The following is a 17,315-nucleotide window of genomic DNA, read 5'->3' as shown; positions in this document are numbered from 1 at the left end:
TATAGGTTACGCATGATCGAAGTCCGCCAAACCACCTTTTTCACCAAGTGGCTTGATGAGCTTCGTGATACCAATGCACGGTTGCGGATTGTCACTCGGATCCGCCGCATGGAACTGGGCAATCCCGACGATGTGAAATCTTGTCGGCGAAGGCGTGAGCGAAATGCGCATTACATACGGCCCCGGCTATCGGGTTTATTTCGTATCCATGGGATCAACTATCGTTGTTCTGCTGTGTGGCGGCGACAAGTCATCACAGGGCCGGGATATCGCGCTGGCGAAACAAATGGCGAAGGAGATTTAGAATGGTCCTTGAAACCACCCGTTTTGATGTTCTTGATCACCTCAAGACGCCGGAAGAGCGTGTTGCCTATCTGGAAGCGGCATTTGAAGATGGCGACCCTTCCCTTATTGCGCATGCTCTTGGTGACGTAGCCCGTTCCATCGGCATGACTGCTGTCGCTAAAGAAGCCGGAATTACCCGTGAAGCCCTTTACCGCTCCCTGAGCGAGAACGGCGATCCAAAACTATCGACCCTGCTCGGCGTCATAAAGGCCCTTGGCCTGCACCTGTCTGTCACAGCCACGAATAAACGCGCCGCTTGACACTACGGTTGTAAAGTCGCCATGCCGTGGCGAAAAGAGTGATTTTCGCACACCAGAAGCTTCGCTTGATCCCAAAAAGTTGCAGGCTTTTCAGGATTATGCGAATGCAAATTGCTCTTTGCAGTCCTGCATCCCGAAGAATGCAACTGTAGTGCCAAGTTTCAGCCGGTTCTCCATATAAGGAAATTTCCATGCTCTGGACATTGTTCGGCATCCTTTCAGGTGCCTGTATTGCTATTCAGGCCCCCATCAATGCAGCATTGGCTCGGGGTCTGGGGTCGCCGGTGACTGCCGCCGCGATTTCGTTCCTTTCCGGTGCTGTGATCCTTGCGATCATTGCCGGGATCACCGCGCGCGCGACCGGCGCAATGCCGGCCTTCAATGTGCCTGCGGGCTGGCTGTTCGTGGCTGGCGGTGCGCTTGGCTGTATCTATGTGACGGCATCGGTGCTGCTGACGCCACGCATCGGCGCTGCCGCCGTGATGGGTCTGGCGGTCGCCGGACAGTTGATGGCCGGGCTCGCCGCCGACCGTATCGGCTTCATGGGCGTTGCCGTGCGTGAAATCACCGCCGGACGCGTCGCCGGTGCCGTTTTGCTGCTGAGCGGCGCGCTGATGATCCGCTTCCTATAAGCAGAAAGGCCGCGCTTTTCAGCGCGGCCTTTGTTTCCGGTGCAGAAACCGATCTCAGCCCCTGAACGTATATTCCGCAATCGACTGCGGCTTCATCTCGATGGAGAAGCCCGGCAGCGACGGCGGCATATAGGCCGCGTTCCTGATGACGCACGGATCGATGAAGTGTTCGTGCAGATGATCGACATATTCGATCACGCGGCCTTCCTTGGTGCCTGAAACGGCCACATAGTCGATCATCGACAGGTGCTGCACATATTCGCACAAGCCGACGCCGCCCGCATGCGGCCAGACCGGCTTGCCAAACTTGGCCGCAATCAGCAACACCGCCAGAACTTCGTTCAGGCCACCCATGCGGCACGAATCGATCTGGACGATGTCGATGGCGCCTTCCGCGATGAACTGCTTGAACATGATGCGGTTCTGGCACATTTCGCCAGTCGCAACCTTCACCTCGCCAATGGCTTCGCGAATCTTGCGATGGCCGGCAACATCGTCCGGGCTGGTCGGTTCCTCGATGAAGAACGGCTTGGAGAAGGCCAGCTTGTTGACCCACTCGATTGCCTGATCGACTTCCCACACCTGGTTGGCGTCGATCATCAGGTAACGGTCCGGGCCGATCACTTCGCGCGCAATGGTGAGGCGGCGAATATCGTCCTCGAGATCGCGGCCGACCTTCATCTTGACGTGGTTGAAGCCCTCGTCGATGGCTTCCTGACACAGACGGCGCAGCTTGTCGTCGTCATAGCCGAGCCAGCCAGCCGAGGTCGTGTAACAGGCATAGCCTTCCGCTTCGAGCGTGGCGATGCGCCCGGCCTTGCCGGCTTCCGCCTTGCGCAGGATTTCGACAGCCTCGTCGCGCGTCAGCGCATCGGTGAGGTAGCGATAATCGACGATATCGGCGATTTCCTCTGGCGACATGTCGGCAACAAGCCGCCATACCGGCTTGCCAGCCTGCTTTGCAGCCAGGTCCCAGAAGGCGTTGACGACAGCGCCTGTTGCAAGATGCATGGCACCCTTGTCCGGGCCGATCCAGCGCAACTGGCTGTCACCGGTCAGATAGCGCCAGAATTTTCCAGGCGCCGCCCGGAAATCCTCCAGCGAGGCGCCGACCACCAGATGCCGCATGGCGAGAATCGCCTGGCAGCAGATATCGTTGCCGCGACCGATGGTAAAGGTGAGGCCGTGCCCCTTCAGCGCCTCGTCATCCGTATCGAGAATGACATAGGCCGCAGAGTAATCCGGGTCCGGGTTCATCGCGTCGGAACCGTCCAGACTTTGGGAAGTCGGGAAACGCAGATCGAAGACGCGCAGATCAGTGATTTTGGTCATGATTTATCCGTGATCAGGGCGTGGTCCCGAAACAGCAAAGCCGGTTCGGGACCATGCTCAAACAAAGCCTAGATGTCGGCGCGCACGTTCTGCTTCTGGCTGCCGAGGCCTTCGATGCCAAGTTCCACGACGTCGCCAGCCTTGAGATAGCGAGGCGGCTTCATGCCCATGCCGACGCCGGGAGGTGTGCCGGTGGAGATGATATCGCCCGGCTGCAAGGACATGAACTGCGACAGGTAGGAAACGAGGTGGCGAATGCCGTAGATCATCGTCTTCGACGAACCGTTCTGCATGGTCTCGCCATTGACCTTGAGCCACATGCCGAGGTTTTCCGGGTCTTCGATCTCATCTTTCGTCACCAGCCACGGACCGGTCGGGCCAAACGTGTCGCAGGACTTGCCCTTCGTCCACTGGCCCTGACGCTCGATCTGGAAGGCGCGTTCCGACACATCATGGATGGTGCAATAGCCGGCCACGTAGTGGAGCGCGTCTTCTTCCGAGACATATTTCGCGGTCTTGCCGATGACGATGCCAAGTTCGACTTCCCAGTCGGTCTTTTCCGAACCGCGCGGGATGACGAGATCGTCATTGGGGCCGACGATGGCGGACGTTGCCTTCATGAAGATGATCGGTTCCGGCGGGACCGCCGCGCCGGTTTCGGCGGCGTGATCGGAATAGTTGAGGCCGATGCAGATGAACTTGCCGGTGCCTGCAACGCAAGGACCAAGGCGCGGATTGCCTTCGACCTTCGGCAGCGAATTGACGTCGATCGCGCCGAGCTTGGCCAGTGCATCCGGGGCAAGCGCCGCGCCGGAGAGGTCGCCTACATGGGCGGAGAGATCGCGGATCGCGCCATCGGCATCGAGAATGCCCGGCTTTTCCTGACCGGCTTCACCGTAACGAAGAAATTTCATGAGTTTACTCCTTTGAGGGGATGAAAGAGAGGGCGTCAGGGTGGTCGACGCTCTGGCTGCGCCATTTGCAGGCCGCCAGAGCTTGAATATCGACCGCCCTAGATCGTCCAGCCTCCGTCAATGTTGTAGGCCTGGCCGGTGGTGTAGGTCGCACCGGCGAGATAAACGGCGAGATCGGCGATTTCTTCCGGCTGGCCAATGCGGCCGATCGGCTGGCGGGCGATGAAGGCTGCGCGCTGCTCTTCATAATCGCCCTGCGCGCGCAAGCGGTCCTGCAGGGACGGGCTTTCCACCGTACCGGGGCAAATGGCGTTGCAGCGGATGCCCTTGGCAACATAATCGGCGGCGACGGCCTTCGTCAGGCCGATAACTGCGGCCTTGGTGACGCCATAGGCAAAGCGGTTCGGCACGCCCTTCACGCTGGAAGCGACCGAGGCCATGTTGACGATGGCGCCGTCCTTGCGTTCCAGCATGCCCGGCAGCACGGCGCGGATGGTGCGGATCATCGAACGGATGTTGAGATTGACCGCAAAATCGAGGTCTTCGTCCTTCATTTCGAGGATCGAGCCGCCATGGACGACACCGGCGCAGTTGAACAGGATATCCACCTGCCCGATTTCGGCGACAAGCGCCTTCACCTGCTCATCGTCAAGCACGTTGAGCTTGCGGGTGATGATGCCGTTGACGCCTTCGATCTCCTTGAGAGCATCGGTATTGATGTCGGTCGCGTAGACCTTCGCGCCCGCCTCCGCAAAGGCCAGTGCGCTTGCACGGCCGATCCCTTGCGCTGCGGCTGTCACCAGCGCGGTCTTTGCATCAAAACGTATCGTCATTTCCAAGCCTTCCGTTCGACAAGCAGGATGTGGTCGTCCCGCTGATTAAGCGTATTTCCGATATGAACCGCAGACGATCATAACCATGGGAAAAAGCAACCGGGTTGATGAGCATCGCCGTGATGCCGAGCGCCGCTTGCAAGGATCGGGGTGCCGTGGGCAAGATCGCAGATGCGATCCGTAGCAGCGCGCTATTCCACGCCCCGCGCCAACAGGGCGGCTCCCGCCCGGCAGCACGCCTCGAAACTCACCTTGCACCCTGGCCTCCCGGCGGCGCTCCTCAACTCGCCCCCAATTGTAAATCATTTATTTATATGCAAACATATTACGCAAATCCGGTCAAGGCTTTCTCTGCCTGTTTGCACCTTTCGAATCCGCGGTCCTTCGTATATGAAGAATGATATTCACAAGGGGAGTTCACTTGGAAACAGAGGATCGCTATCGCGCCCCGGCGCTGGACAAGGGCCTGGATATTCTGGAACTGCTTGCGAGCGTGGACGGGGGCCTGACGCAGGCAGAGATTGCCAAACACCTCGACCGCAGCCCCAATGAATTCTACCGGATGCTGGACCGGCTGGTGAAGCGCGGTTATGTGACGAAGCTGGAAGGCGACCGCTATTCGCTGACCCTCAAGCTGTTCGGTCTGGCGCATCTTCATGCCCCGGTGCGCAGGCTTGCTTCCTTTGCCACGCCCTTCATGCGTGAACTCGCGGACCGCTCCAGACAGGCCAACCAGCTTGCGGTGTTCGACCGCGGGTCTGTCGTTGTCATCGCACAGCAGGAAGCCCCGGATTACTGGGGAATTTCGATCCGCGTCGGCTCGCATATCAGCCTGTTCGACACCGGTTCCGGCCATGTGCTTCTCGCCTTCCGTTCTCCCGAAGAACGCAAGATGATGATTGCCGAATATGCAAGGGACGTTGAAAGCGTAAAGCTTGATCAAGACTTCTACGAGCGCCTCGACCAGATTCGCGAACGCGGTTATGAAATGATGCCGAGCGCCCAGGTGGCGGGCGTCTATAATCTCTCGGCGCCCATCCTCGGCCCGGACGGTACCTGCATAGCCTCGCTGACCTGCCCCTATGTGACGCTCGTCAACTCGGCTTCCGCCCCCGACATCACACAGACCATCGGCCTGCTGCAAAAGACTGTCCAGGATCTGTCGAAACTGGTGGGCTCCGATATCGGAGCTGCCGAGTAGAGCGTATCCCCAAAAGCGGAAGACCCCCAATTCTTATTTGAAAACTCTCTTCTTTTTTGAAACTATGCGGGAGGAGGACGTTTTCATGATTATCGATACCCATCTGCATCTGATCGACAAAAGCGCGCTGAATTATCCATGGCTCGACGGCGTTCCGGCCCTCAATCGCGACTTCCTGTTCGAGACCTATCGGAAGCAGGCAGAGCGCTGCGGCATCGAGGCGGCGTTGCATATGGAAGTGGATGTGGCAGCCGATGCCATTCAGGCTGAAACGGACCATATTCAGGAGATTTCCAGACGATCGGGTGATTTCATCAAGGGCGCAATCGCCTCCTGCCGCCCGGAAGAACCGGGCTTTGCGGAATATCTGGAACGCCAGCGCAGCAATCCCTTCGTCAAAGGCTTTCGCCGCGTGTTGCATGTCGTGCCGGACGATGTTTCCGAGGGCGCGCTTTTCCGGGAGAATATCAAGCGGCTCGAAGGCACCGGCCTGACCTTCGATCTTTGCACCCTTCCCCACCAGATCGACAAGGTGCTGGCACTGGCCGATCTCGCGCCCGGCGTACAATTCGTGCTCGATCACTGCGGCGTGCCGGATATAAAGTCGGGCGCGCTGGAAAGCTGGCAGAAGGGCATCAGCGAGATTTCGCAGCGCGACAATGTGACGGCGAAGATTTCCGGCGTGGTGGCCTATGCGGACCCGGAAAACTGGACCGTCGATACGATGCGGCCCTATGTCGAACATGTCATCCGGTCATTCGGCTGGGACCGTGTGGTGTGGGGAAGCGACTGGCCCGTCTGCACATTGGCAACCAATGCCGATGCCGGGCTTTCCACATGGGTGGCGACAACCCATGCGCTTCTTGAAGGATGCAGCAACGACGAAAAAACGCGCCTGTTGTCCGCGAATGCAATCCGTCTCTGGAAGCTTTAAAGGACAGAGGCGGATACCCGGAGCGTTTTCCCTCAGCCCTTCGAGACGCCGTTTTCAACGGCTCCTCAGGATGAGGGAAGGAGATGTCGCATCAAGCCCTCAAGGCAAAAACGCCGTCCGGTGGGGCGGCGTCTTTTCGATCAGATTGCGAGTTCGACCTCATTGCTGGCCAGTTCCAGCAAGGTCCACACATGATCGGCGAATGAATTCCACACTTCGATGCGGTAATGATCCGCATCCCATTTCAGCAGGATGATCTGGGCACGGTCGAAGATGGTGCGCGCAGCGCCCGGTGCCTGCATTTCAGCCAGATTGAGCGGAGACGCGGCATTGAGCAGCCATTCCGCCTGCGGGCCGGTAATGTCGATGCCGGTTTCGCGATGGCTCACTTCCGTCAGGCTGTGCGGCTCTGTTTCATAAAGCCCGGCGAAAGCCTGCGTGATGGCGGCACCCTTGCCTTCATCAGCCCAGATATAGCATTCATCCGGTCCGATACAGGCAACGGCAATATCATCCGTGCGGACAAGATCGCCGATCTTCGCCGGGATTTTTGCGCCCAGCGCCCTTTCAGCCAGGGCCAGCTTTGCCGGACCGATGCGCAGGACGAAGCGGGCGGCATCGTCCGCCGCATGGATTTCCAGACGACCGGGAATGACGACCTTGCGGTTCGAATAAGGTTTGGTTTCAACGAGCATGGTTCGATCCTTATCCGTTCAGTTTCTTGCCTTCGGGGTCATAGAAGACCATGCCCGAAACTGTCGCCTCGTGCACGCTGCCATCCGGCATCGGCATATAAAGCGTTTCACCCATGCGAGCCTTGCCGCCCGACACCAGCGCCATGGCGATGGACCGCCCGAGCGTCTCGCTCCAATAGGACGAGGTGACATGGCCAAGCATGGTCATCGGCAACGGCTGTTTTGGGTCGGCGACAATCTGCGCGCCTTCTTCCAGCACCAGCTTCGGATCATTGGTGAGCAGGCCCACGAGATGCTTGCGATCCGATTTCAGCATGTCCGGACGGGTGAGCGAACGCTTGCCGACGAAATCCGGCTTCTGCTTGCCGACGGCCCAGCCAAGGCTTGCATCGTCCGGCGTCACGGTGCCATCCGTGTCCTGACCGACAATGATATAGCCCTTTTCGGCGCGCAGGACGTGCATGGTTTCGGTGCCGTAAGGCGTGATGTCATATTTCTGGCCGGCCTCATAAAGCGCCTTCCACAGTGACAGGCCGTAACGGGCAGGCACGTTGATTTCATAGCCCAGTTCGCCGGTGAAGCTCATGCGGAACAGACGCGCAGGCACGCCGAGGAATTTGCATTCCGCAACCGACATATGCGGGAAGGCTTCGTCGGAAATATCCAGCCCTTCAACCATCGGCTCGATGAGCTTGCGCGCATTGGGGCCATTGATCGCGACCACGGCCCATTGCTCGGTGGTCGAGGTCAATGAGACTTTCAGCTCCGGCCATTCGGTCTGGAGATAGTCTTCCATCATGTTGAGAACACGCGCGGCACCGCCGGTCGTGGTGGTCACATGGAAGCGATCCTGCGTCAGGCGACCGACGACACCATCATCGCGGATGAAGCCGTCTTCGCCGAGCAGCAGGCCATAGCGGCAGCGCCCGACACCAAGCTTCGTCCATGGATTGGTGTACATGCGGTTCATGAATTCCGCCGCATCCGGGCCGACAACTTCGATCTTGCCGAGCGTGGAGGCATCGAACATGCCGAGCGACTGGCGGGTCGACTTGCATTCACGCGCCACGGCCTGATGCATGTCTTCGCCGGTTTTCGGGAAATACCATGCGCGCCGCCACAGCGACACCGGCTCGAAAGCCGCGCCATGCTGTTCGGCCCAGCTATCGATTGGCGTCTTGCGCGTGACATCAAACAGTTTGCCACGATTGTAGCCGCAGAACGCGCCGAAGGTGGTCGGCGTATAGGGCGGACGGAAGGTGGTGAGACCCACCTGCGGCGTCGGGCGCTTGAGCGCATCGGCTGCAACGGCCAGACCATTGATGTTGGACGTCTTGCCCTGATCGGTCGCCATGCCGTTGGTGGTATAGCGCTTGACGTGCTCGATGGAGTGGAAGCCCTCGCGCACGGCCAGACGAATATCCTTGGCGGTCACATCGTTCTGGAAATCGATGAAAGCCTTGGCCTTGCCCGGATCGCGATCGGTCGGCAGTTCGCGACAGCTTACGCCGTCGCAGATGAAATCACCGGCCACAGCATAGTCTGATGGCTTGGCCTTGTGACCGGCATCACTGGCTGCCGCGGCACCCGCTTCCGCACCCTCACGCAATGCGGCAGCCAAATCGAAATTGCCATTGCCCGCACCGACACAGCGGCTTTCCTCGGTCGGCTTGCCCGGCAGATAGATCTGCCGTGCGTCGTCCCAGACCAGCGAGCCTTTCGTGTGCGAGAACAGATGCACACTCGGATTCCAGCCGCCGGACATCAGCAGCACGTCGCAGGCAATCGTGCGGGCAGCACCGACAGAGCCATTGGAAACCGGATTGACGCGCACGGACGACACGCGGTGGCGTCCGCCCGTATCCGTCACCGTCCAGCCGGTCAGCGTCTCGATGCCGAGCATCTTCGCGCGGTTGACGAGGCTGTCGGCAACGCTTGCACGCACATCGATGATGGCCGGAACCTTGACGCCTGCGACCGCGAGATCGAAGGCCGCAAGCCATGCGCTGTCATGCGAGGTGACGACGACGGCCTGATTGCCGACCTTGACGCCATAGCGGTTGAGATAGGTGCGGGCGGCGGATGCCAGCATCACGCCCGGACGGTCGTTGCCAGCAAAGACCAGCGGCTTTTCGATGGAACCCTGCGCCAGCACGACTTGGCTAGCGCGCACCCGCCACATGCGTTCACGCGGCGCGTTGGAAGCGGGTTTGGCCTGATGATCGGTCAGGCGCTCGCAAAGGCCGACCATGTTCTGGTGGTAATAGCCGATGGCCGTGGTGCGCGGCAGAAGCGTGACATTCGGATTGGCCTTGAGCGCGGCAATGGTTTCGCTGAGCCAGTCCCAGCTTGCGCGGCCATTGATGACCGGCTCCGGTTCCGACAGGAGCGAGCCGCCAAATTCCGCCTGCTCGTCGCAGATGATTACCTTCGCACCGCTTTTCGCGGCCTCAAGTGCTGCGGCAAGACCGGCAGGCCCGCCACCGGCGATCAGCACATCGCAGAAGGCATAGCGGCTGGCATAGGTGTCGGGATCGGGCTCGGAGGGCGACTTGCCAAGACCGGCTGCGCCACGGATGAATGGCTCATAGACCTTGTTCCAGAAGCTCTTCGGCCACATGAAGGTCTTGTAGTAAAAGCCTGCCGAGAAGAACATGTAGAAGGCGTCGTTGATCGCGCCGACATCGTGCTTCAGCGACGGCCAGTGGTTCTGGGTTTCGGCCTTGAGGCCGTCATAGAGTTCCAGCACCGTTGCGCGGGTGTTCGGCTCGAAACGGCCCGGCCCGCGTGAAACGCCCATCAGCGCATTCGGCTCTTCGGAACCGGCGGAAAGAATGCCGCGCGGGCGGTGATATTTGAACGAACGACCGGCCAGATGCTCGCCATTGGCAAGCATGGCGGAAGCCAGCGTATCGCCCTCGAAGCCGGAATAGGACTTGCCGTTGAAGGTGAACCGCACGGACTTGGCCTTGTTGACGCGGCCTTTGTTATGAATGCGCATATCGGTCATTATTTCGTCTCCGCAGCCGGAGTTTCTGCCAAAGCAGGACGGGGTTCACCGGCCTTGTAGGTCATCGCGAACTTGTCGCTCACCGTGTCGCGCACCGCATTGAAGAAGCGGCCGCAGCCATTGATATGCCGCCAGCGTTCAAAATGGGTGCCGCGCGGATTGGAGCGCGTGAACAGGAAATCGCGCCATTCGTCGTCGGAAAGCGTCGATGGGTCGGCAGGGCGCGCAATATGCGCTTCGCCTGCATAGGCGAATTCCAGTTCCGGACGTTCCATCTCGCAATAAGGGCAACGGATTAAAAGCATATCATACCTCCCTTAGTGCGCGACGGCGGCAGCAGCCGCTTCGTCAATCAGGCGACCGGTGGTGAAGCGTTCAAGCGTGAAGGGTGCGTTGATCCAGTGCGGCTCATCGCGGGCAATCGTATGCGCGAAGACATGCGCCGAACCCGGCGTCGCCTTGAAGCCGCCGGTGCCCCAGCCGCAATTGACATAAAGCCCCGGCACCGGCGTCTTGCCGATGATCGGGGAGCGATCCGGCGTGACGTCGACGATACCGCCCCATTTGCGCAGCATCCGCATGCGGGTGAAGATCGGGAAGACTTCGCAGATGGCCGCAAGCGTGTGCTCGATCAGCGGCAGGCCGCCGCGCTGGCTGTAGGACACATACTGGTCGGTGCCGGAACCGATCACCAGTTCGCCCTTGTCTGACTGGCTGATATAGGCGTGGACCGTGTTGGACATGACCACGCAGGGGAAGATCGGCTTGACCGGCTCGGACACCAGCGCCTGCAGCGGGAAGCTTTCAAGCGGCATGCGAACGCCAGCCGTATCCATGACAATCGACGTGCTGCCCGCAGCCGATACCGCCACCTTCTTCGCCTTGATGAAACCGCGTGGCGTATCGACGCCGGTGACGCGGCCCGAAGCATCGCGGCGGATGGCCGTGACAGGGCAATTCTGGATGATATCGACGCCGCGCTCGGTCGCCCCGCGCGCATAGCCCCAGGCGACCGCATCGTGGCGGGCCACGCCGCCGCGCCGCTGCAAGGTGGCGCCCACAACCGGATAACGCGCATTGGGGGAAATATCGAGCGGCGGGCAATATTCCTTCGCCTGCTCCTTGCTCAGCCATTCATTGTCGATACCGTTGAGGCGGTTGGCATGGATGTGACGCTTGAAGCTCTGCACGTCATGCACCGTATGCGCCAGCATCATGACGCCGCGCTGCGAGAACATGACATTGTAGTTGAGGTCCTGGCTCAGACCCTCCCACAGCTTCATCGCATGTTCGTAGAGATGCGCGCTCTCGTCATAGAGATAGTTGGAGCGGATGATGGTGGTGTTGCGGCCCGTATTGCCGCCGCCGAGCCAGCCCTTTTCGATGACGGCGACATTGGTGATGCCGTGTTCCTTGGCCAGATAATAGGCGGCACCCAGACCATGCCCGCCCGCGCCGACGATGATCACGTCATATTCGGCCTTGGGTTCGGCATTGGGCCATTGCGGCTTCCAGTTCTTGTTGCCGGACAGCGCATTTTTAATAATCGAAGCTGCAGAAAAACGGGACATAGACAACCACCAGTTTCGCGGCCGCAAGCGCCCTTCCGGCACATGCGAAGCCTTTGATGATATTTCTATTGTTTCCGTTTCAAACCCGACAGCAGGCTTGCGTCATAAGACGCCACAAATACGACATGGCCACCATTTCGCGACATCCCGTCCGACGCAGGCGAGCCTGCCCGCGCCTGCAACGGGACGGTAAAGCAGTTTCAAAAATGGCCCCTGTAAAATAGGACAACATTATTGTCCTTTTTCCTTTTCTTTTGTTGCGCAAAGGTCTACGCATTCTTTCGTAAAATCGCGTCCAAAATAAAAGAAACGCAAGAAAGGTGATTCCGTGACTAAGGAGAATCTACTCGAAAGCGCACTCGTTCGTCTGGACGAGGCGGCAAGCCACATCAACATCGATGCGGATGTCATCGAGAAGCTGAAATATGCACGTGAGACCATGAAAGTGCGACTGATGATTCGCATGGACGATGGTTCGCGCAAATCCTTTCTTGCGTGGCGCTGCCGCTACGACGACACGCGCGGACCGACCAAGGGCGGCATTCGCTACCATCCGGAATCGACCGCCGAAGAAGTCGAGACGCTGGCCTTCTGGATGACATTCAAATGCGCGGTCATGAACCTTCCCTATGGCGGCGGCAAGGGCGCCATCCAGGTCGATCCGCGCCAGCTTTCCAAGGCTGAGCTTGAGCGTCTTTCGCGCGCCTATATCCAGGCTTTCTCCGGCATTATCGGCCCGGACCGCGATATTCCGGCACCCGACGTCTACACCAATTCCATGATCATGGGCTGGATGGCCGACGAATATTCCCAGATCGTCGGGCAGTCTTCGCCCGCCGTCATCACCGGCAAGCCGCTGGCGCTCGGCGGTTCGCTCGGCCGCAACGATGCGACGGCGCGCGGCGGCTTCTATCTCGTGCGCCACCTGGCGCAGGATCTGGGCCTTGCCTCGCAGCTTCGCGTCACCGTTCAGGGTTTCGGCAATGCCGGACAGTTCATCGCCAAGCTGATGGCAGGCGACGGGCACAAGATCGTTGCCGTTTCGGATTCGTCCGGCGCCGTCTACTGCGCCGACGGCCTTGATCTCGACCTGCTGATGCAGGCCAAGGAACAGGGCAAGTCGGTCGTTTCCACCGCCGGCAAGAATGGCCACGAAGCCATCTCCGCCGATGAACTGCTTGCAGCCGAATGCGATGTTCTGGTGCCGAGCGCCATGGAAAACATGATCCATGCGGACAATGCGGCGTCCATCAAGGCCAGGCTGATCGTCGAGCTGGCCAATGGCCCCGTGACGCCGGAAGCCGACAGGATACTGGGAGAAAACGGTGTCGTCGTTCTGCCGGATATCCTCGCCAATGCGGGTGGCGTGACGGTTTCCTATTTCGAATGGGTGCAGAACCGCCAGGGCTATTACTGGACGCTGGAAGAAATCCATGAGCGCCTGAAAACCATCATGGAACGCGAAGGCCGCGCCATCTGGAACCATGCCAAGCAGCACAATGTGACGGTTCGCTCGGCAGCCTATGTCCACGCGCTGCAGCGCCTTGCACAGGCCATCGAAGCACACGGCACGCAAAGCGATTTCATCGGCTGATCGAGCCCCCTGACATCGCCCCTCCTGCCAGCCTGCTGTCAGGAGGGGTGTCGAACGACGGTTTCCTTTTCCCGCTCGCGCTATAGTTTACCTTCACGAGGAAAAACCAGCGCGATGGGATGAAAAGCATGTCGTACGGAAATCTATTCAAGGGAAGTGCCGTCGCACTTGCCCTCCTTGCGGGCGCAATCCAGTTTTCCAGCGTCGCGCAGGCACAGGTGGTCGTCTCTTCCAAGATCGACACGGAAGGCGGCGTTCTCGGCAACATCATTCTGGCCGTTCTCAACGCAAATGGCATCCAGACCACGGATCGCATCCAGCTTGGCGCCACGCCCGTGGTGCGCAAGGCGATCACCGCAGGCGAAATCGACATTTACCCCGAATATACGGGCAATGCGGCCTTCTTCTTCAACAAGGCGGACGACCCGCTGTGGAAAGACGCCGCCAAGGCGTTCGAGACTGCGAAGAAGCTAGATTACGACGCCAACAAGATTGTCTGGCTCGCCCCCTCGCCCGCAAACAACACCTGGGGCATTGCGGTGCGCAAGGACGTCGCCGACGAAAACAAGCTTACGAACCTGAGCGAATTCGGAAAATACATTTCAGGCGGCGGAAAGGTCATTCTGGCCGCATCGTCTGAATTCGTGAATTCGGCGGCCGCCCTGCCAGCCTTCCAGACCGCCTACAGCTTCACCCTGAAACCCGACCAGCTGATCACGCTTTCAGGCGGCGACACGGCCGCGACCATCGCAGCCGCCGCCAACCAGACCAACGGCGCCAATGCGGCCATGGTCTACGGCACCGATGGCGGCATCGCGCCGTCCGGGCTTGTCGTGCTCGAGGACGACAAGCATGTGCAGCCGGTCTATCAGCCCGCCCCGATCATCCGGGAAGAGATTTTGAAGAAAAACCCGAAAATCGAGGAGCTGCTGAAGCCCGTTTTCGCAAAGCTCGATCTCACGACCCTTCAGGAACTCAACGGTCGCGTGCAGCTCGGCGGTGAACCGGCAAAGGCTGTCGCGGAGGAGTTTCTCAAGACCAACGGCTTTCTGAAATAGGCGCGGGTATTTGCCGGGCATGAGTGCAGCACATGAGACGATCCGGGCAAATGGCACCAAGGGCTTGCTTGCCCATATAGACAAGCTCGGACTGGTCATTGCGGCAATCGGCCTGTCGGGTTTGCTCCTGCCTTTTGCGAACTTTCGGGCAAACCGCATCGTTCAGGGTGAGCCGCGCCATGTTTTCGACGCCCTGCCGACCGAACTGGCGCTGGCGCTTGCCGCTATCGTGGCGGGAGGGCTGCTGATCGGGCTAGTTCGCAGCAATAATTGGCTGCGGCTCGTGACGGCTCTGCTCTGTCTTGCGACGGTGCTGGCGGCGATCGGGCTTGCCGCGACATATCTCTCGCCCGAAGGAAACAATTACGCACGCGTTTCTCCGGCTTCCGGCTTCTGGCTATTGTTTTTTGCCAGCGCCCTTTATGTCGCCGATGGGCTGGTCCGGCTGCGGGCCGGTCCGTTCCTGCGTGTGGGACTGCTGGTCGTTGCAGGTCTGCTTCTGGCGCTTCTGCTTTCGTCGGGCCTGTGGGACAGCATCTCCTTCATGAAGGAATATCAAGGCCGGGCGGACAGCTTCTGGAATGAAGCACAACGGCACATAGCGCTGGCGCTGGGGTCGCTCCTCGCGGCAACCATCGTCGGCATTCCGCTCGGACTTGTCTGCCATCGCGTGCCGAAACTGCGCGCTTTCGTTCTGAACAGCCTCAATATCGTGCAGACCATTCCGTCGATGGCGCTGTTCGGTATCCTGATTGCGCCGCTGAGCTGGGTCGCCACCCAGTTTCCATGGGTCGGCGACCTCGGTATTCGCGGTATCGGCGCGGCACCGGCATTCGTCGCGCTTTTTCTCTATTCGCTGCTGCCAATCGTGGCCAACACCGTGGCAGGGCTGGCACAGGTGCCGGAGCCGGTGACGGATGCCGCGCGCGGCATGGGCATGACGCGCCTGCAACGCCTCTTCAAGACCGAGTTTCCGCTGGCATTTCCCGTTATCCTCACCGGCATACGCATCGTCATGGTGCAGAATATCGGCCTGACGACCATCGCGGCGCTGATCGGCGGCGGCGGCTTCGGAACTTTCGTCTTTCAGGGCATCGGCCAGACGGCGATGGACCTCGTCCTCCTGGGCGCCCTGCCCACCGTTCTTCTCGCCTTTGCAGCCGCCGTCATCCTCGATGCCGCGATAGAAATCACCGAGAAAGGCAGCTCCCTATGATCGAGTTCGACCATATCACGAAGCGCTATAACGGGCGCGCAGCGGTCGACGCCGTGAGCTTCACCATCGAGCCGCACAGTATCGCCGCCATTGTCGGGACTTCGGGATCGGGCAAAACCACCTTGCTGCGGATGGTCAATCGTCTGGTCGAGCCGACTGATGGAGAAATCCGCATCGATGGGCGCAGCATCATGGACGAACCCGGCCATGTCCTGCGGCGACGGATCGGCTATGTCATCCAGCAGAACGGGCTTTTTCCGCACCGCACCGTGGCGGAGAATATTGCAACGGTTCCGCTGCTGCTCGGATGGGATAAACAGCGCATCGACAGGCGCGTCGATGAATTGCTGGACCTTTTCCAGCTGGAGGCTGCCGACTATCGCGACCGCTATCCGCACGAACTTTCCGGAGGGCAACAGCAGCGCGTCGGCGTGGCGCGGGCGCTTGCCGCCGGTCCGAACATCCTTCTCATGGACGAGCCGTTCGGGGCGCTCGATCCGGTTATCCGGGCCAAGGCGCAGGAAGACCTGAAGGCGATCCAGAGGCGGCTCGGCACGACCATAATCCTTGTCACGCACGACATGGAGGAAGCGATCTCGCTGGGCGACCGGATCGCAGTCATGGATGACGGAAAACTGCTGCAATATGGTCCGCCGGCGGAAATCCTTGCTCGTCCGGCAACCGATTTCGTCGAACGCCTTGTCGGTACGGGCGAGCGGCCCTTCCGTCTCCTTTCCCTGATGGACCTGAAAACCGTGCTCCAGCCGGGCGATGCGAGCGGTGAAACCCTGCCGGTAACGGCATCGCAACGCGATGCGCTTGCCGCACTCCTGTGGTCCGGGCGCAAGGCGCTTCCCGTTCTCGACCCGGAAGGACGCCCTCTCGGCCGGGTCACGCTCGACAGGCTTCTGCATCAGGCAGAGCGTCCGGCATGAGATTGCTCGTGTCCATTGTCCCGCGCGTCATGCTTCTGGGCATCCTGCTCCTGTTCCTGGCACGGCCCCGGCTTTTCGAGCCGCTGTTTCGCCCGCTCGTGGATGAAGGCGTGCCAGCCATCTATGATCGCGCCAGCTTCGTGACATTGACCTTGCAGCATCTGGGCCTCGTGGCGCTCGCAACACTGGCCGCGACTCTTGTGGCCGTCTCGATGGCGATCTTCGTGACCAGAAAGCACGGCGCGGAGTTTCTGCCGCTTTCACGCAGCCTCGTGAATATAGGGCAGACTTTTCCTCCGGTCGCGGTGCTGGCGCTGGCCGTTCCCATCTTCGGTTTCGGGGACAAGCCGACCCTGATCGCCCTCTTCCTCTATGGCCTGCTTCCGATCTTTGAAAACACGCTGACAGGGCTGACCACCTTGCCATCGCCGGTTGTCGAAGCCGCGCGCGGCATGGGGATGACGAGCGCCCAAAGGCTTGTGAAAATCGAGGTTCCGCTGGCCATGCCGGTCATTCTGGCAGGCATCAGGCTTTCCGCCGTGATCAGCCTTGCGACTGCCACCATCGGGTCCACGGTCGCTGCCAGAACCCTTGGCGAAGTCATCATTGCCGGGCTGATTTCCAACAATCTCGCCTTCGTTTTGCAGGGCGGGCTCGTCGTGGCCGCACTTGCCATACTCATCTTCGATGGGTTTCAGGCAATTGAGCATTATCTCCTGAAACGTGCCGGACGAACCGGAATCGCTCTTTGAAAGATGCCTCTGCATTCCTATATCCTTGGCTGG

Annotated in this window: 16 protein-coding genes and 2 pseudogenes; 10 read left to right on the top strand and 8 right to left on the bottom strand. The window is 59.9% G+C overall.

The window, feature by feature from the left end; genetic code table 11:
* The first annotated feature begins 12 nt into the window (after window positions 1-12).
* From ABWW28_RS06840 to ABWW28_RS06830, 3 genes and pseudogenes are all read left to right on the top strand, one after another.
* Window positions 13-304, top strand: a pseudogene (locus ABWW28_RS06840) (type II toxin-antitoxin system RelE/ParE family toxin).
* 1 nt (window position 305) lies between these two features.
* Window positions 306-605, top strand: coding sequence for an addiction module antidote protein (locus ABWW28_RS06835; protein WP_113368592.1), 300 nt, complete (start codon window positions 306-308; stop codon window positions 603-605).
* Between the two features lie 191 nt (window positions 606-796).
* On the top strand, window positions 797-1,237 hold the full coding sequence (locus ABWW28_RS06830; protein WP_112701110.1) for a DMT family transporter: 441 nt from the start codon (window positions 797-799) through the stop codon (window positions 1,235-1,237).
* Between the two features lie 54 nt (window positions 1,238-1,291).
* Here ABWW28_RS06830 and ABWW28_RS06825 read toward each other — a convergent pair whose 3' ends face one another.
* From ABWW28_RS06825 to ABWW28_RS27600, 4 genes and pseudogenes are all read right to left on the bottom strand, one after another.
* The gene (locus ABWW28_RS06825; protein WP_112701111.1) at window positions 1,292-2,569 is read right to left on the bottom strand and encodes an L-fuconate dehydratase; all 1,278 of its coding nucleotides are present in this window, start codon (window positions 2,567-2,569) and stop codon (window positions 1,292-1,294) included.
* Between the two features lie 68 nt (window positions 2,570-2,637).
* Window positions 2,638-3,483 carry a fumarylacetoacetate hydrolase family protein gene (locus ABWW28_RS06820; RefSeq protein ID WP_113368591.1) on the bottom strand — a complete coding sequence of 282 codons (846 nt, stop codon included), beginning with the start codon at window positions 3,481-3,483 and terminating at the stop codon, window positions 2,638-2,640.
* A 98-nt stretch (window positions 3,484-3,581) separates the two neighbouring features.
* Window positions 3,582-4,316 carry an SDR family oxidoreductase gene (locus ABWW28_RS06815; RefSeq protein ID WP_113368590.1) on the bottom strand — a complete coding sequence of 245 codons (735 nt, stop codon included), beginning with the start codon at window positions 4,314-4,316 and terminating at the stop codon, window positions 3,582-3,584.
* Between the two features lie 46 nt (window positions 4,317-4,362).
* A pseudogene (locus tag ABWW28_RS27600) lies at window positions 4,363-4,480 on the bottom strand (dehydratase); the annotation flags it as partial.
* 233 nt (window positions 4,481-4,713) lie between these two features.
* Here ABWW28_RS27600 and ABWW28_RS06810 point away from each other — a divergent pair.
* Both ABWW28_RS06810 and ABWW28_RS06805 read left to right on the top strand, forming a co-directional pair.
* Complete coding sequence (locus ABWW28_RS06810) at window positions 4,714-5,517, top strand: IclR family transcriptional regulator (protein ID WP_051556896.1); 804 nt, start codon at window positions 4,714-4,716, stop codon at window positions 5,515-5,517.
* A gap of 85 nt (window positions 5,518-5,602) precedes the next feature.
* The gene (locus tag ABWW28_RS06805; protein WP_113342148.1) at window positions 5,603-6,451 is read left to right on the top strand and encodes an amidohydrolase family protein; all 849 of its coding nucleotides are present in this window, start codon (window positions 5,603-5,605) and stop codon (window positions 6,449-6,451) included.
* Between the two features lie 140 nt (window positions 6,452-6,591).
* On the opposite strand, the gene ABWW28_RS06800 is transcribed toward ABWW28_RS06805, so the two are convergent.
* Genes ABWW28_RS06800 through ABWW28_RS06785 form a run of 4 tightly spaced genes read right to left on the bottom strand, consistent with a single transcriptional unit; the run spans window position 6,592 to window position 11,727 of the window.
* The gene (locus ABWW28_RS06800; RefSeq protein WP_151601895.1) at window positions 6,592-7,146 is read right to left on the bottom strand and encodes a sarcosine oxidase subunit gamma; all 555 of its coding nucleotides are present in this window, start codon (window positions 7,144-7,146) and stop codon (window positions 6,592-6,594) included.
* A 10-nt stretch (window positions 7,147-7,156) separates the two neighbouring features.
* Window positions 7,157-10,156, bottom strand: coding sequence for a sarcosine oxidase subunit alpha (locus tag ABWW28_RS06795; RefSeq protein ID WP_187963232.1), 3,000 nt, complete (start codon window positions 10,154-10,156; stop codon window positions 7,157-7,159).
* On the bottom strand, window positions 10,156-10,461 hold the full coding sequence (locus tag ABWW28_RS06790; RefSeq protein WP_025089722.1) for a sarcosine oxidase subunit delta: 306 nt from the start codon (window positions 10,459-10,461) through the stop codon (window positions 10,156-10,158). The genes ABWW28_RS06795 and ABWW28_RS06790 overlap by 1 nt, the downstream gene beginning before the upstream one ends.
* A gap of 12 nt (window positions 10,462-10,473) precedes the next feature.
* Window positions 10,474-11,727: a sarcosine oxidase subunit beta family protein gene (locus ABWW28_RS06785; protein WP_113342031.1), complete on the bottom strand. Its 1,254-nt coding sequence runs from the start codon at window positions 11,725-11,727 to the stop codon at window positions 10,474-10,476.
* Between the two features lie 328 nt (window positions 11,728-12,055).
* Between ABWW28_RS06785 and ABWW28_RS06780 the strand changes: the two genes are divergently transcribed.
* From ABWW28_RS06780 to ABWW28_RS06760, 5 genes are all read left to right on the top strand, one after another.
* Entirely contained in the window at window positions 12,056-13,321 is a 1,266-nt protein-coding gene (locus tag ABWW28_RS06780; RefSeq protein WP_006465957.1) for a Glu/Leu/Phe/Val family dehydrogenase, read from the top strand.
* Between the two features lie 128 nt (window positions 13,322-13,449).
* Window positions 13,450-14,379 (top strand): glycine betaine ABC transporter substrate-binding protein OsmF, encoded by a 930-nt coding sequence (gene osmF / locus ABWW28_RS06775; RefSeq protein ID WP_112701978.1) that lies wholly within the window; start codon window positions 13,450-13,452, stop codon window positions 14,377-14,379.
* 19 nt (window positions 14,380-14,398) lie between these two features.
* The gene (locus ABWW28_RS06770) at window positions 14,399-15,595 is read left to right on the top strand and encodes an ABC transporter permease (protein ID WP_112701975.1); all 1,197 of its coding nucleotides are present in this window, start codon (window positions 14,399-14,401) and stop codon (window positions 15,593-15,595) included.
* Window positions 15,592-16,530 (top strand): ABC transporter ATP-binding protein, encoded by a 939-nt coding sequence (locus ABWW28_RS06765; protein WP_353390597.1) that lies wholly within the window; start codon window positions 15,592-15,594, stop codon window positions 16,528-16,530. Before ABWW28_RS06770 ends, ABWW28_RS06765 begins: the two co-directional genes overlap by 4 nt.
* A complete protein-coding gene (locus ABWW28_RS06760) occupies window positions 16,527-17,282 on the top strand; it encodes an ABC transporter permease (RefSeq protein ID WP_112670742.1) in 756 nt (251 codons plus the stop codon). The genes ABWW28_RS06765 and ABWW28_RS06760 overlap by 4 nt, the downstream gene beginning before the upstream one ends.
* Window positions 17,283-17,315 lie beyond the last annotated feature (33 nt).

The sequence above is a fragment of the Brucella sp. NBRC 14130 genome (genome assembly GCF_040371715.1).
GTDB lineage: Bacteria > Pseudomonadota > Alphaproteobacteria > Rhizobiales > Rhizobiaceae > Brucella > Brucella intermedia.
This window is presented reverse-complemented; position numbering and strand designations above follow the sequence as displayed.

Excerpts from the sequence above, each read along its gene's own strand:
- ABWW28_RS06825 (WP_112701111.1), bottom strand. The coding sequence starts at position 2,569 with ATGACCAAAATCACTGATCTGCGCGTCTTCGATCTGCGTTTCCCGACT.
- osmF (WP_112701978.1), top strand. The coding sequence starts at position 13,450 with ATGTCGTACGGAAATCTATTCAAGGGAAGTGCCGTCGCACTTGCCCTC.
- ABWW28_RS06800 (WP_151601895.1), bottom strand. The coding sequence starts at position 7,146 with ATGCTCGTTGAAACCAAACCTTATTCGAACCGCAAGGTCGTCATTCCC.
- ABWW28_RS06805 (WP_113342148.1), top strand. The coding sequence starts at position 5,603 with ATGATTATCGATACCCATCTGCATCTGATCGACAAAAGCGCGCTGAAT.
- ABWW28_RS06835 (WP_113368592.1), top strand. The coding sequence starts at position 306 with ATGGTCCTTGAAACCACCCGTTTTGATGTTCTTGATCACCTCAAGACG.
- ABWW28_RS06790 (WP_025089722.1), bottom strand. The coding sequence starts at position 10,461 with ATGCTTTTAATCCGTTGCCCTTATTGCGAGATGGAACGTCCGGAACTG.
- ABWW28_RS06785 (WP_113342031.1), bottom strand. The coding sequence starts at position 11,727 with ATGTCCCGTTTTTCTGCAGCTTCGATTATTAAAAATGCGCTGTCCGGC.
- ABWW28_RS06770 (WP_112701975.1), top strand. The coding sequence starts at position 14,399 with ATGAGTGCAGCACATGAGACGATCCGGGCAAATGGCACCAAGGGCTTG.
- ABWW28_RS06815 (WP_113368590.1), bottom strand. The coding sequence starts at position 4,316 with ATGACGATACGTTTTGATGCAAAGACCGCGCTGGTGACAGCCGCAGCG.
- ABWW28_RS06760 (WP_112670742.1), top strand. The coding sequence starts at position 16,527 with ATGAGATTGCTCGTGTCCATTGTCCCGCGCGTCATGCTTCTGGGCATC.
- ABWW28_RS06810 (WP_051556896.1), top strand. The coding sequence starts at position 4,714 with ATGATATTCACAAGGGGAGTTCACTTGGAAACAGAGGATCGCTATCGC.
- ABWW28_RS06795 (WP_187963232.1), bottom strand. The coding sequence starts at position 10,156 with ATGACCGATATGCGCATTCATAACAAAGGCCGCGTCAACAAGGCCAAG.
- ABWW28_RS06820 (WP_113368591.1), bottom strand. The coding sequence starts at position 3,483 with ATGAAATTTCTTCGTTACGGTGAAGCCGGTCAGGAAAAGCCGGGCATT.
- ABWW28_RS06830 (WP_112701110.1), top strand. The coding sequence starts at position 797 with ATGCTCTGGACATTGTTCGGCATCCTTTCAGGTGCCTGTATTGCTATT.
- ABWW28_RS06765 (WP_353390597.1), top strand. The coding sequence starts at position 15,592 with ATGATCGAGTTCGACCATATCACGAAGCGCTATAACGGGCGCGCAGCG.